General features: G+C 38.5%; 14 protein-coding genes. 6 read left to right on the top strand and 8 right to left on the bottom strand.

The features are described from left to right. Positions 1 to 55: 55 nt before the first annotated feature. Entirely contained in the window at positions 56 to 889 is an 834-nt protein-coding gene (locus tag AAC388_RS00535) for an SDR family NAD(P)-dependent oxidoreductase (RefSeq protein WP_199977180.1), read from the bottom strand. A 212-nt stretch (positions 890 to 1101) separates the two neighbouring features. Between AAC388_RS00535 and AAC388_RS00530 the strand changes: the two genes are divergently transcribed. The 3 genes from AAC388_RS00530 to phoR all read left to right on the top strand — a co-directional run bounded on the left by AAC388_RS00530 (position 1102) and on the right by phoR (position 4106). Continuing rightward, entirely contained in the window at positions 1102 to 1773 is a 672-nt protein-coding gene (locus tag AAC388_RS00530) for a TetR/AcrR family transcriptional regulator (protein WP_031949648.1), read from the top strand. Between the two features lie 254 nt (positions 1774 to 2027). Beyond that, complete coding sequence (gene phoB, locus AAC388_RS00525) at positions 2028 to 2738, top strand: phosphate regulon transcriptional regulator PhoB (protein ID WP_000650776.1); 711 nt, start codon at positions 2028 to 2030, stop codon at positions 2736 to 2738. Positions 2739 to 2747: 9 nt separating this feature from the next. Next, positions 2748 to 4106, top strand: a complete 1359-nt coding sequence (gene phoR, locus AAC388_RS00520) for a phosphate regulon sensor histidine kinase PhoR (RefSeq protein WP_002121907.1) — start codon at positions 2748 to 2750, stop codon at positions 4104 to 4106. A 68-nt stretch (positions 4107 to 4174) separates the two neighbouring features. Here the strand turns inward: phoR and AAC388_RS00515 are convergent, their stop codons facing one another. After that, positions 4175 to 5371: an alpha/beta fold hydrolase gene (locus tag AAC388_RS00515; protein ID WP_198912081.1), complete on the bottom strand. Its 1197-nt coding sequence runs from the start codon at positions 5369 to 5371 to the stop codon at positions 4175 to 4177. Between the two features lie 241 nt (positions 5372 to 5612). Between AAC388_RS00515 and AAC388_RS00510 the strand changes: the two genes are divergently transcribed. Then, positions 5613 to 6371, top strand: a complete 759-nt coding sequence (locus tag AAC388_RS00510; RefSeq protein WP_086399893.1) for an AcfC family putative adhesin — start codon at positions 5613 to 5615, stop codon at positions 6369 to 6371. Between the two features lie 26 nt (positions 6372 to 6397). Here the strand turns inward: AAC388_RS00510 and AAC388_RS00505 are convergent, their stop codons facing one another. From AAC388_RS00505 to pncB, 4 genes are all read right to left on the bottom strand, one after another. Next, positions 6398 to 7618 carry an acetamidase/formamidase family protein gene (locus tag AAC388_RS00505; RefSeq protein WP_086399892.1) on the bottom strand — a complete coding sequence of 407 codons (1221 nt, stop codon included), beginning with the start codon at positions 7616 to 7618 and terminating at the stop codon, positions 6398 to 6400. 427 nt (positions 7619 to 8045) lie between these two features. Beyond that, the gene (gene asd, locus AAC388_RS00500; protein ID WP_086399891.1) at positions 8046 to 8897 is read right to left on the bottom strand and encodes an archaetidylserine decarboxylase; all 852 of its coding nucleotides are present in this window, start codon (positions 8895 to 8897) and stop codon (positions 8046 to 8048) included. Then, positions 8894 to 9742 (bottom strand): rhodanese-like domain-containing protein, encoded by an 849-nt coding sequence (locus AAC388_RS00495; RefSeq protein ID WP_342371059.1) that lies wholly within the window; start codon positions 9740 to 9742, stop codon positions 8894 to 8896. The genes asd and AAC388_RS00495 overlap by 4 nt, the downstream gene beginning before the upstream one ends. Positions 9743 to 9890: 148 nt before the next feature. Beyond that, positions 9891 to 11105 (bottom strand): nicotinate phosphoribosyltransferase, encoded by a 1215-nt coding sequence (pncB, locus tag AAC388_RS00490; protein WP_005078724.1) that lies wholly within the window; start codon positions 11103 to 11105, stop codon positions 9891 to 9893. Positions 11106 to 11273: 168 nt separating this feature from the next. On the opposite strand from pncB, the gene dtd reads away from it, so the two are divergent. After that, a complete protein-coding gene (gene dtd, locus AAC388_RS00485; protein ID WP_017402858.1) occupies positions 11274 to 11717 on the top strand; it encodes a D-aminoacyl-tRNA deacylase in 444 nt (147 codons plus the stop codon). Between the two features lie 44 nt (positions 11718 to 11761). Here dtd and AAC388_RS00480 read toward each other — a convergent pair whose 3' ends face one another. Both AAC388_RS00480 and aciT read right to left on the bottom strand, forming a co-directional pair. After that, positions 11762 to 12241: a hypothetical protein gene (locus tag AAC388_RS00480; RefSeq protein WP_002119134.1), complete on the bottom strand. Its 480-nt coding sequence runs from the start codon at positions 12239 to 12241 to the stop codon at positions 11762 to 11764. A gap of 251 nt (positions 12242 to 12492) precedes the next feature. Then, the gene (gene aciT / locus AAC388_RS00475) at positions 12493 to 12828 is read right to left on the bottom strand and encodes a ciprofloxacin tolerance protein AciT (RefSeq protein WP_002119105.1); all 336 of its coding nucleotides are present in this window, start codon (positions 12826 to 12828) and stop codon (positions 12493 to 12495) included. A 113-nt stretch (positions 12829 to 12941) separates the two neighbouring features. Between aciT and AAC388_RS00470 the strand changes: the two genes are divergently transcribed. Beyond that, entirely contained in the window at positions 12942 to 13214 is a 273-nt protein-coding gene (locus AAC388_RS00470) for a hypothetical protein (RefSeq protein ID WP_025465982.1), read from the top strand. Positions 13215 to 13234 lie beyond the last annotated feature (20 nt).

Raw genomic sequence — 13234 nt, 5'->3', positions numbered from 1 at the left:
ACCATCCAAGCCACATAAAAAAAGCCATCAATTGATGGCTTTTTTGCATTGAAAATTATTTCATTAACTTAGTCACAATGGTTGAAGCACGTTGGTATCCGGTTGGGAATAAACGCTGGAATGCATCAAGAATTTTTGCATCACTACCAATCAATAAACGGCGTTTATTTTTCAAAACAGCATCCAAGATTTGACGGGCAGCTTCTTCTGGAGGAGTACGAAGTAGCTTGTCAAAGTTTTGAATCGATTTAGTCGGGTCCATACCTAAACTAGTCAAACTGTCACTCATTTTTGCAGCTTTAGCAATATTGGTACGAATTCCTCCCGGATGTACACACAACGAGCTTACGCCACTTTTTTCAATATCCAACTCTTGGCGCAATGACTCGGTAAAACCACGTACAGCAAATTTGGTTGCATTATAGCCAGACTGTGTAGGTTGGGCAGTCAGACCAAATAAGCTCGAGATGTTAATAATGTGTCCATCTTGAGTTTGCTTAATGAACGGTAAAAATTCTTTCGTACCGTACACAACACCCCAGAAGTTAATTCCAACAATCCATTCTAAATCTTCGTAGGTCGCACCTTCGACAGTTGAACCTAATGCAACGCCAGCATTGTTAAAAATCAGGTTAACAGAACCGTGATCTTGCACAGTTTCTTGTGCCCACTGCTTTACTGCTTCACGATCAGATACATCAAGCTTTTTGGTGGTAACAGTAATATTGCTGTAAGGCTTTAAAAGCTCGACAGTTTGTTGTAATCCTTTTTCATTAATATCACTCAACGAAAGATGGCAGCCCTGTTTTGCCAAAAGAATTGCTAACTGTTGCCCAATGCCAGAACCCGCGCCCGTAATTGCAGCGACTTTGTTTTTAAAAGTTTTCATTGTCCATCCTTTGTTTTTCGATATTTGCACAGTCGGTTCATTGCATGTGCAGTTCAGACATCTTCAATATAATTTTGACAATATTCATTGTCAATATAGTACACTGTAATTTCAGATAGAATGGCACAATTCTTCTGAGGGCTTTATCATAGTGAGCATATTTGGCCAAAACCTATAAATTAGGACACCATTCATTAGGAAACGACTTATTTATGGCGACTAACGACTCAACCAGTAAAAAGAAAACAAAAAGTGTGAGTAAAGAACGTCAGTTCAAAGGGTTATCTCTATCTGAACGTAAAGAGGCACGCCGTGAAAAACTGATTGAAGCAGGTATTGCGACCTACGGAACACTCGGTTTTTTTTCAGTGACGGTAAAAGATGTATGCCAAGAGGCAAAACTCACAGAACGTTATTTTTATGAATCATTTAAAAAGAGTGAAGATTTATTCCAAACCATCTTTTTAAAAATGATTGAAGAATTACAGCAAAACTTAATGCAAGCCGTGATTAAAGCGGCACCCGATCCAGAAAAAATGGTGGATGCTGGTTTAAGAGCATTGCTGACGACATTAAAAGACGACCCAAGATTAGCTCGTATCATCTATGTCGATGCCGTTTTGGTACAAGAGTTACATAATCAGGCCACCATTCAAGAAACACTTGCGCAATTTGATCGTATGATTCAAGCCTTTGTTATGTTGACCATGCCGCAAATTCAACACCATGAAAATGAGCTTTCTTTAATTGCAACTGGCTTAAATGGATATGTCACTCAAATTGCGATTCGATGGGTCATGGGAGGGTTTGAGCAGTCGCTTGAGCAGGTTTTAACCGCATGCCGCATCGTTTTCTTATCTTTATTAGCGCAAGTTTCAAAATAATATTAAAGTTTTTTGACAGCCATAAATATGCAAAACCAGTTAAGCTATTAAAGTGATAAGCTATTGAATAATTTTAAGAAAATTAAAGTCTTTATGTCACAATTTGGTCATACCTTTGCCTTAGTTTTGTCACAAATTATTGCTAAATTTAATTTTATAGACTTTTCTGCAATGAAATTGTCATAATTAATCTTTGTAATAAGCCTGTCATAACTACAAAACGGTTCACCGTTAAATCTATAGGATATTGCGCTGTGAAAGATGACTATATTTTAATTGTCGATGATGAGCTTCCTATTCGCGAAATGATCCATACTTCTTTGGACATGGCAGGCTTTCAGTGTTTACAGGCTGAAGATGCCAAACAAGCTCATCAAATTATCGTCGACCAACGTCCGGCGCTTATCTTGCTTGATTGGATGTTACCTGGAGGCGTAAGTGGTGTCGATTTATGTCGCCGCTTAAAACGAGATGAAAACCTAGCAGAAATTCCAGTCATTATGTTGACTGCTCGCGGAGAAGAAGACCACAAAGTACAAGGTCTTGACGCAGGTGCAGATGACTACATGACTAAGCCTTTTTCAACACGTGAACTGGTTTCACGTATTAAGGCAGTTCTGCGTCGTGCTAATGCATTAAGTGGCGAAAAAACCATTGATGCCAATGGCTTAATTCTTGATCCTGTAAGCCAGCGTGTTAGCTTTGGCAACAGCATTTTAGATATGGGCCCAACTGAATATCGCTTACTTGCATTTTTTATGACCCATCCAGAGCGTGCATATACACGTGCCCAGTTGCTCGATCAGGTATGGGGCGGTAATGTATATATCGAAGACCGCACTATCGATGTGCACATTCGCCGTTTGCGTAAAGTTTTAGAACCTTTTGGTGTAGACCGATTTGTTCAGACTGTGCGTGGAACTGGCTACCGTTTCTCAACACGTGCAGATTTAGCCGCAGGTTAACCAAGATTTATGTATGAACCCTACCCCGTCCCTGAACAGGTACGTGAACAAAAGCTTTCTCGCTACAGTAGTTTATGGACGTTTGCCAAACAAGATTTACGGCTTTTATTATTTTTTCTAATTATTGCCGGTTTAGTCGGTTTCGGTATTGGGTATTTCTGGAGCTGTATTTTTATCGCCTTCGTGGTGTTTTTTACACTCCAGTTGCGTTCTTTATATCTGGTCAATGACTGGATTGCGAATAAACCTTATGACGTTCCTCCAAACCTTAACGGGATTTGGGGGGCATTGTTATTTAATGTTTACCGTGCTCAGCGTCAGGAACGAATTGTTCAGGCCGAAATGGTCGGTTTAATTGACCGGGCTCAGTCTTCATTAGTTGCTCTTGCTGAAGCGGTTGTACTCATTGATGACCAACATCAAATCGAGTGGTGGAACCCTGCTGCCGAACGTTTGTTAGGAATCAGTCCTCTCGACCGTGGCCGCAACTTATTAACGATTTTACGTCAGCCAACCTTTATTGAATATTTTAACAATATTGATCAGGCACCCGACGGGATTAAGCTTCACTCAAATTTTGATGATGACCGTTATGTACAGGTTAAACTCACAAGATTTGGTGGAGAAAGTCGTTTATTGGTGGCTTACGACGTGACTCGTATGCATAACCTTGAGCAAATGCGTAAAGACTTTGTCGATAATATTTCGCATGAGCTTCGTACACCATTAACGGTGCTCAGTGGTTATATCGAAACCTTTACCGATCAGGAAGATATTAGTCCACGCTGGAAACGAGCCTTTGATCAAATGCAGTCACAAACCAAGCGTATGAATGCTTTGGTCAATGATTTACTGTTGTTATCAAATTTAGAAAATAACAAGAAAATCGCAAAAAACCAGATTATTGAAATGCCGAGTTTAATGAATCAATTGTTTGATGATGCTCAGGCCTACAATGCCGATTATGGACACACGCTCAATTTACACATTGATAGCCACTGTGACCTGATTGGTTCCGACATGGAAATTGCCAGCGCGTTTAGTAACTTAATTACCAATGCCATCAAGTACACGCCAAAAGGTGGAACTATTACCATTGGTTGGCATGATGATGGTGAACATGCTTACTTTAGTGTGCAAGACACAGGCATCGGAATTAACCCTAAACATTTGCCACGACTGACTGAACGCTTCTATCGTGTTGATAGCGACCGTAGTCGTCAAACAGGTGGTACAGGTTTAGGCTTAGCCATTGTAAAACACGTGCTTATGCAACACGGCGCGTATTTAGATGTTCAATCTAAAGAAAATGAGGGATCAACATTTACCGCAGTTTTTCCAAAAGAAAGACTCTATAACATGACCTAAATTTGGCCCTCTCACATTCAAAAAGCCGACTCATGAAAAGTCGGCTTTTTTGTAGCATTTAAACCAATTTACTTAAAATTAGAGCAATAAGATTTTGTCTGATTTTTCTCTATTACGTTTAAAAAACTAGTGGCAAAAGTATTACTTTGACGCAATGCATCACGGTGATCGCCACCATCAATCGTTTGATAAATAGTTGGTTTTTTTAATTTACATAGCTGCTGATAATAAGCAGATGTTCCTCTAGGGTCGACTAAATGATCTTTAGAACCCTGAACAATCATTAACGGTACGGTAGGCACCATATTTTCAATAGACTGCTGTTTTAAATAAGCTAAAAGAGGTTTTAAATCTGCATTAGGGCGAAATATGCTAGAAGGAGACTTCTTCAAATCAGATTGAAGTTCAGATAAACAGCGGCTACGCGCTTGAGTTAGCACCGTATTCATTTCTGAACTGACTAAGTTTTCAGGAACAATGCTTGGTTCTGCTGCTTGTGCTCCCAATAACACAATTGGGAAAAAAGCAGCCACACTAGGTTCTGGGTTCGGATTAGTTTTCACATATTCTGCAATGCCTTCGTATTGATAGCCGCCTGGCGCAAGAGCGATTGCCCCTTTTAAATCTAGTTCGGGAGCATCTTTTTGACCATAAGCCGCCACTGTAATAGCAGCAGCCCCGCCTTGACTATGCCCCATCACCAACCACTGTTTATTGAAGTCTTTTGGCTTGAGCATATGTAATGCACGCACTGCATCAACCACTGTATGCAGTTGGCTCTTTGCATTCATGTAAGGATGCCCACCCGGTGTACCTAAACCTTGATAATCAGGTGCAACAACCGCATAGCCTCGTGCAAGCCAACCATCTAAAGCTTTGGAAGCAACTTCCTGATATGAATGAACTGGTCCACCGGCATAATCACCCGAAGGTGCACAAGTATCAGCAACCCCAGTCGTACCATGCGCCCAAGCAAGTATCGGCCAGCCATTTTTTGGTGGCGTTCCTTTTGGCAATAAAATAAAAGCCGATGCAACAATAGGTTCGCCCTGAATACCTCGACTACGATAATTTACTAATAAGCGCTGATCTGCATGAGGAAACAAATCCGTCACAGCTTGCTGTTCTAGCGACAATATTGAACCCGGTTTTTCGCTCACAATTTGCTTACCCAAATCTGTAATGGGAGCAGCCATAGCAGAACCAGACACCAAACAAGCGCTGCTAAATAAAATTTTTAAAAAAGAATTACTTTTTCTAATCAAGGGATTACTCCTCTATTATTTACAATATATCTATTTAAATAATTAATTTATAAAATATAAATTACCATAGAATCTTCTATATTTATATTCAACTCAAAATAATTTACATTTATATAGTCTCTTAAAATCTCATTAAAATATATTTTAAAGAAATGTATTATAAATATCGTTTCAAAAATTAATCCCATTTCAATAATAAAAAATATATGCTGATATTTTCTTAATTACGATAGCGATTAAAATGCCAAAACAAAAATTTATACCCTACCTGATTTTTCTTATTCTCGGTTCTCTATCTATCCATAGTTTTGCAGATGTACAAGTATATGGTCCGGGTGGGCCAGCACCCGCTATGAAAGAAGCCGCCAAACAATTCACCAATAAGACAGGAATAACAGTTCATGTGACTTCTGGTCCTACTACTCAATGGTCTGAAAAGGCGAAACTAGATGCAGATGTTATCTATAGTGGTTCCGAAGCCATGATGTCTGATTTCGAAAATACATTTTCTGAGCAAATTATAAAAGACTCGATAGAACCTTTATATTTACGCCCCGCAGCGATTTTAGTGAGAAAAGGAAATCCTAAAAATATTAAAGGATTTAAAGACCTCGCTAAATCTGGCGTTAAGGTTTTAGTTACACATGGTGCAGGTCAAGTTGGTATGTGGGAAGATATCGCTGGCAGATCTGGAAATATTCAATTAACAAAAGCTTTTCGAAAAAATATTGCCACCTATGCAGCCAACACAGGTATTGCCAAGAAAAACTGGGAAGAAAATACCAGCTATGATGCTTGGTTAGTCTTTAATATTTGGGGAATCAGTAACCCAGACATTGGGCAAATTATACCTATCGAACCAGAGCTAGTTGTCTATCGTGACACAGGCGTAGCCTTGACTAAACATAGTTTAAAAGATGCCGAGGCTAAACGTTTTGTAGAGTTTTTATCGTCTCAGCAAGGTAATGCTATTTTCAAAAAATATGGTTGGACTAAATAAAAAAGGGAGCTTGGCTCCCTTTTTTATTATTTACTCTCAAACTCTTTAAAATCAGCTTTTCTGATTTTTGCATGAATACCTTTGGTTTTATCTACTACTTGTGAAACTTCAAAATCCGTTGCTGCGCTTAAATAGGCATACGCTGTCGCTTCATCAATACCGTATTCTTGGTTTAAGAAACGAATGGCTTCACGTGTAGATTTCTTCATCGCTTCATCAAGATCTTCATCTAGACCTGGCGTAATCCAAAACTCAGCATTTTCAGCTAAAGGTTGTTTTAGCTCTTTGCCCGGTATTTTGTCCTTACCTGCTTTGAGTAAGGTAAATTTCAACGTGGCGCGGGCTGAAGCTTCTAGTGCCGTTAATGCTACTTCGCCATCCCCTTGCGCGAAATGACTATCACCCGTATAGAATAATGCGCCTTTGACCTGAACAGGATAATAGGCTGTTGAACCTGCACCTAGTTCATTAATATCAATATTTCCACCATACATTGCAGGTGGTACAGAGTGAACAGGCTCAGACGTATTGGCTGCTACCCCCATAATTCCCATAAAAGGATAGAGCGGAAAACGTATTGATTTACCAGATTCTGTTTTTAATACACCTTCGTATTCACCTTTAGCATTTTTTTCGATTGGGGTGAAAATCGATACATTTCCATAACGTTCAGGATGCTCAGCCGATGCATTTTCTTGCTTTGCTTTTTTAGGAAACTCCCCTACTAAAGCACCTTTACCATGTCGATTTGAAATCACACCGTAAGGAACACGTGGCTCAACTTTAAGTACTTCAACTTTCAGAATATCACCGGGCTGTGCGCCTTCAATTGCAACAGGGCCTGTCACAATATGCGGCCCATCTTTATGAAAATCATGCTTTAAATTTGACTGCGTAATTGTTTTTGCATCTTCCAAGATTTCATTAGATTTGACACCTTTCGATTGAAAGAACTTTTCAGCATTACGCCCTTGGTCTTCAAGCAAACCTTCATGAGAAACCGTATCAAATGTCACAATACTACCCGACGGAACGGTAAGGACGGGTTTGGCATCCCGATTCGGTAAATAACCCCATGTAATGGTATTTAAAGTAGATGGAACGTAATAATTACCTTTATATTCCCCATTTTGAAGTTGAGTAGGTTGTTTTGAAATTTGATTTAAAACTTTAAAATCATTGGCATGGGTGAGTGAAATACAAAGTACAGATAAAACCGAAGCTGTCAGGCGTTTAACTTTTAACATGATTTCAGAACCTAAAAAATATGAAAGTTACAGTAAAGTCCTGAACAAGTAGCAAGCATTGTGCCAAGGCTAAAGTTGTGTAATATCTAAAAAGTGCTTCATGCTTATAAAAAACTAAATAAATTTTTTAGATTTAATAACTTATCTTCAAATAAAATTAAAACCTCGACTTAAGTCTAACTTAAATATTTCTTTCTATTTTTATTTATTAATTTTCAGTCATATTAATATTTTTGCTCTATCCAGATACATATTTATACACTAGCTTATATAACGTACCAACTTAGATCACTTAATAATAATTATATTTCTATATAATATAAATCCAAACATAATTATATATTTTAGGTTTATATAATTTAAATCAAAAAAAACCCTGAATAATTAAAGTCAGGGTTTACTTGTTTTTAGGGAGCTATATAACGGACTAAACGGTATGTCCCATGCGCTCGCCCATTACAACTACAGACTCAGCTTTAAAACGTTGTTCCCATTCGATCTTATCTTTTTCAAATAAAATAACAGCTGTAGAACCTAAATAAAAACGTCCAAGCTCAGCACCTTTCTCTAGCTTTAACTGATGATGTTGCAATTCGATACGGCCTGAAGGTTTTACCTTGCCTGTTGCCACAGTTTCAATACCTGCAACAATCATCGCACCCACTAGAACAACAGCCATACGGCCAAGTTCAGTATCGAACAAACACACCATACGTTCATTACGAGCAAATAATCCAGGTACATTTTCAGCAGTGACCTGATTTACCGAAAATAGCTCGCCTGGCACATATAATGTTTCTGTTAATGTCCCTGCAAATGGCATATGAACACGATGGTAATCACGCGGTGATAAATAAACTGTCGCGAACTCACCGTCTTGGAATGGCTGAGCAAGTTGTGGATCGCCAATGAGTTTCTCTACAGAGAAACTTTGACCTTTTGCTTGAAATACTTCACCCGCAGTGATCTTACCAATTTGGGAAATTGCACCATCTGCTGGTGAAACAATGCTATCTGCATTTTCATCAATCAGACGTACACCTTCTTTTAATGCACGGGTAAAAAAGTCATTAAAAGATTTATATTTCAGTGCATTGCCTTGTTCAGCAATCGATAAATCAATCCCATATTTAACTTTAAACGCATGAATAACAGCGTTTTTCACAACTGGATTTTCACTCGCAGCAACTTTACCTACCACACGGCTCAATTGATGCTGTGGTACAAGGTTTTGTGCCTTAATAAATAATTCTTTTTTTAATCGAGATGTGAAACTCACGACGGTGATTCTCCAGTAATAATAGGACTATCGAGGCGATTGCCCCATTCACTCCACGCACCATCATAGGCTTTTGCTTCCCAGCCCAAGAGTCTAGCCAGAATATAAGCCAAACCGGAACGGTGATGTGACTGGCAGTACACAACTACAGGTTGTTGTAAATCGAACCCAAGTTGTTCAAGGCGCTGCCGCGTGCGTTCAAGCGGATGCAATTTTAGATGATTTTGACGATTAAGTGCAGTACTCCATTCAAAATGGAGGGCATTTGGAATGTGACCGCCGCGTCGCGCTGCTAAACGGACACCACTATATTCATCACTCGTCCGGCAATCCCACAGTTGCACACTTTCTTGCTCAACTTGTTTGCGTAGCTCTTCATAGTTCACACGGAACTGAGCGGCATGTGATAAATCAATTTGAATTAAGTCTGTAACAGGAGAAATTTTTTCAACTTCTGCTGTAGTTGGTAAGCCTGCACCTAACCATGCATGGATACCGCCATTAATTAAACTGGTACGGGTGAATCCTAAGCAATGCAAATTCCAGATTAAACGTCCTGCCCATGCTCCACCTTCATCGTCATAGACCACAACATGATGATTCGGTGAAATATTCAATTTCTCAATTAGTGCTTGCAAACCTGCTTCATCTGGCAAAATGCCAGTGGCTTCTTCTTGTTGAGCCACTAACCATTTAGGCTGTAAATGAATGGCATGTGGAATATGGAGTTGTTCATAAACCGATGCACGGCTCAAATCTATAATGCGAATATATTCATTGCCTAAATAAGGCACTAATTCTTCTGCTTCTATTAATAAATCGAGTTTAAAATCAGGGAGTGTCATCGTCATGGTTTCTTTTTATACCAGCTTATTTTCAATCTTAGCATAAGCATATATCTAACAAACTCTGATTTTCTGCTACGCTTTAGCAGAAAATCAGATATCAGCATTCTCACTTTTAAAAATAAAAAATAGCGAGACTACTTTTTACTTAAACCACTTCTTCAAGTTCTTCGATTTCAAAAACCTGACGTAAATAGGCCAAGAAAGTATCATTGTCAGTCATGGTTTTACCCGGACTATCAGAGATCTTCGCAACTGACTGACCATTACATTCAACCAGTTTCAGCACAATATTTAGCGGCTTTTGCCCCATATCGTTGGTTAGGTTAGTACCAATACCGAAACTCACCTGAAAACGATCTTTAAAGTATTGATGCAATTCCCATGCCTTTGGCAAATTAAGGCCATCGCTAAAGGTCAGCATTTTGGTTTTGGTATCAATTTTTAATTTACGATAGTGCGCATAAGCCTTATCACCCCATTCATACGGGTCGCCACTGTCATGACGTAAACCATCAAATAGTTTGGCAAAATACAGGTCAAAATCACGTAAGAAAGCGTCCATTCCTACCACATCAGTTAGGGCAATTCCTAAATCTCCACGGTACTCTTGTACCCACGTTTCTAAAGCAGCTTTTTGGAAATCACGCAAACGTACATCAAGTGCCTGAAACGCTTGTAGGAATTCATGTGCCATGGTCCCGATCGGTGTAATGTTAAGCTCTTTAGCCAGCAACACATTACTTGTACCCCGGAACACATTTGGTACAGTTTTATGAAATGCCGCTACGACATGTTTTTGCCAAGCAAAGCTATAACGACGACGTGTACCAAAATCAGAAACTAAAAACGGTGGATCGTTTGGTTGTTGAGATTTTTCATATTGCTGAATCAAATCGAGTTTTGCTTGTAAACGGCGTTCGCCTTCGGCCCAAACTTGATCTGTTTTGATACGGCTAAAATACAACTCATTTACAATGGCTAGGACAAAAATCTCGAACATCATCGCCTGAACCATCGGTCCTTCAATATGAATATCTAATCGGCCTTCTGCATCAATACTAGCCTGAATAAAACGACGTTTGAGTTGGAATAATTCTAAGTAATCGACAAAGTCGCTTTTAATAAATCGTAATTTTCTTAAATATTGTAGCTCGTCTTCTTTATATTTGAGATTACATAAATGGTCGAGTTGCTCGTTTAAGTCATCCAAAATATCCACTAATGGATAGACTGTATCTTCTAAGTTTCTGCAACGAAAATGATAGACACTATGTGTTTGTGGGAATTTATGCAGAACCACTTGTAGCATCGTAAATTTGTACAAGTCTGTATCTAGTAAAGAATGGATAATTGGAGACATAGTCAATGATTATTCGCTTGCTTCTTAGCATTAAAGCATATTTTTATGGATGAATTATGAGGTTTTATACCATTGTTGCAGTTCCATGAAATTTCCTTTTAAAAATCATTTAATTTAAATTCTGCTAAACTACGTTAATTCAATTAATTATAGAAATTTGCTTTAATTATGCGCGCTTTAATACAACGAGTTCTTGAAGCCAAAGTGGTTGTAGACGGTGAAACTACAGGCGAAATCCAACACGGCCTACTGGTGTTTTTAGGCATTGGCCGAGATGATACTTTAGCTATTGGCCAAAAGCTTATTGATAAGATTTTGAAATATCGAATTTTTGATGATGAACAAGGCAAAATGGGCTGGAATGTATCTCAAGCAAATGGTGGAATCTTGCTTGTGTCACAATTTACCTTGATGGCACAAACACAAAAAGGTTTACGCCCAGACTTTGGTCCAGCCATGCCACCTAGCGACGCAAAAGCGTTATATGAACAACTGGTTGAATATACACATTCTCAATTTAAAAACGTTCAAACTGGAATTTTTGCAGCTGATATGAAAGTTCATTTGATTAATGATGGTCCGGTGACATTCAATCTAGAAGTCGAAGCATAGATATAAAAAAACTCCCATTTTGGGAGTTTTTTTATATCTGGATATTAACGTCCAGTTTTCTCTTTAATAAAAGCACGTGCCTGACGTACTTTATCTTTTACTGGTTTTGGTAACTTAGGCGGAATGAGCTTAGCAACTTGGTTGAACCACACCAATAGGCTGAAGTCACCTTCCATTTTAATGCTACCGTCTTGCATACCCGTCATAAATGCTGTTGGGTCACCTTTGATCAAAGTTTTTACACCTTGCTCACTGTCTGCAAATTGCAAAATAAAATCAGCTTTTTCAGGTGCGCCTGCAACGGTATCAATCTGACCATTATTAATAATGATCTGACGTGCAACACCTAAATCTGTACCGATCTGAATACGGAATGCGCGGTCATGAATCAGTTCAATAAACTTAGGGCTAGTACGCGCCAACTGCTTCATACGCAGCACTAAACCTGCTACCAACAAATCTAATGGGTCTGTACTGACATCAACGAGAGGTAACTTGACTACAGGTATGGAAGAAAGTTTCATGAACATTCACGCCTATTGTATTTTTATGAAAACTTTAGAGCAAAACTTAGCAACGACATACCATTGCCTGTGTTTTATGCATCAATTGATATTTTTTAGCTGGCAACGCAATCTAGATGAAACGTCAACAGACCCATCTATCGTAGCATAACTGGCTATTTTTTAATAAATGCTTTGTATAATAAAAATCACGTTTCGTAAATGAAAAAGGCATGCTGTGCATACCTTTTTACCGTTAGATAACAATTTAATTATCGGCTAGAACATTGCTGCTGATCATCTTCATATACTGGCGTGTGTTCTATATATTGGCGATTTGCCAATGCCTTTTGTGCTTGTTTATCCTCACGTAACAAAATAAATGTAACCATTACCATCGCTAGACTTAATGCAGTTAAATAACTATATGTGACTGGCATTTCAAAAGTGACTTGAACTCCAAAACGGACCACTTCCAATAGCCCCCAAAAGAACATCCCTGCAAGCATAAAACCAAGCCAACGACGGTAAGGAGAAAAGAAAACAGCAACAAGCGCGACAGCAATTAAGCTGAATCCGGCGATAGCGGCAAAATTCGCTGTTACCATAGAAACCTCCGTCTTAATGAAAACGTCTAAAAACATTCGGTCTTTAATACCCGACCTCATTCCAAAAACAACTTTAATTCATGATTTGTGTTGAAGCTTACGATGCATTATGGATGTTTTTTTTTAGAAAAAAAGACCCGTTTTTTCTTAATGCGACATACTTTGTCGCAACATTCTTTTGTCATTACATTTTTGTAAAATTCAAAAAGTTCGATTCCCTATATGGCATCAATTCTGGCGTGTCATTACAAAAAAATATGCTGTTTTTAAGGACCAAAATAAGTTTTTTTCAGATTTTTTTATTGCCTTTTTTCTGTGCAAAATTTTGTCATAACTTGCTTGTTTTTATGACTATTCTGCATAAAAAAAGCGCTACTCTGAAGTAGCGCTTAAAGCTTATTCATAT

Origin of the sequence: Acinetobacter sp. D009 (assembly GCF_038562025.1) — a bacterium.
GTDB classification, from domain to species: domain Bacteria; phylum Pseudomonadota; class Gammaproteobacteria; order Pseudomonadales; family Moraxellaceae; genus Acinetobacter; species Acinetobacter pittii.
Note: the sequence above shows the minus strand (reverse complement) of the source record. Positions and strands in the feature narration are given on the sequence as shown.

Excerpts from the sequence above, each read along its gene's own strand:
- AAC388_RS00535 (WP_199977180.1), bottom strand. The coding sequence starts at position 889 with ATGAAAACTTTTAAAAACAAAGTCGCTGCAATTACGGGCGCGGGTTCT.
- AAC388_RS00480 (WP_002119134.1), bottom strand. The coding sequence starts at position 12,241 with ATGAAACTTTCTTCCATACCTGTAGTCAAGTTACCTCTCGTTGATGTC.
- AAC388_RS00510 (WP_086399893.1), top strand. The coding sequence starts at position 5,613 with ATGCCAAAACAAAAATTTATACCCTACCTGATTTTTCTTATTCTCGGT.
- pncB (WP_005078724.1), bottom strand. The coding sequence starts at position 11,105 with ATGTCTCCAATTATCCATTCTTTACTAGATACAGACTTGTACAAATTT.
- AAC388_RS00470 (WP_025465982.1), top strand. The coding sequence starts at position 12,942 with ATGTTTTTTTTTAGAAAAAAAGACCCGTTTTTTCTTAATGCGACATAC.
- aciT (WP_002119105.1), bottom strand. The coding sequence starts at position 12,828 with ATGGTAACAGCGAATTTTGCCGCTATCGCCGGATTCAGCTTAATTGCT.
- AAC388_RS00505 (WP_086399892.1), bottom strand. The coding sequence starts at position 7,618 with ATGTTAAAAGTTAAACGCCTGACAGCTTCGGTTTTATCTGTACTTTGT.
- dtd (WP_017402858.1), top strand. The coding sequence starts at position 11,274 with ATGCGCGCTTTAATACAACGAGTTCTTGAAGCCAAAGTGGTTGTAGAC.
- AAC388_RS00530 (WP_031949648.1), top strand. The coding sequence starts at position 1,102 with ATGGCGACTAACGACTCAACCAGTAAAAAGAAAACAAAAAGTGTGAGT.
- phoR (WP_002121907.1), top strand. The coding sequence starts at position 2,748 with ATGTATGAACCCTACCCCGTCCCTGAACAGGTACGTGAACAAAAGCTT.
- AAC388_RS00495 (WP_342371059.1), bottom strand. The coding sequence starts at position 9,742 with ATGACACTCCCTGATTTTAAACTCGATTTATTAATAGAAGCAGAAGAA.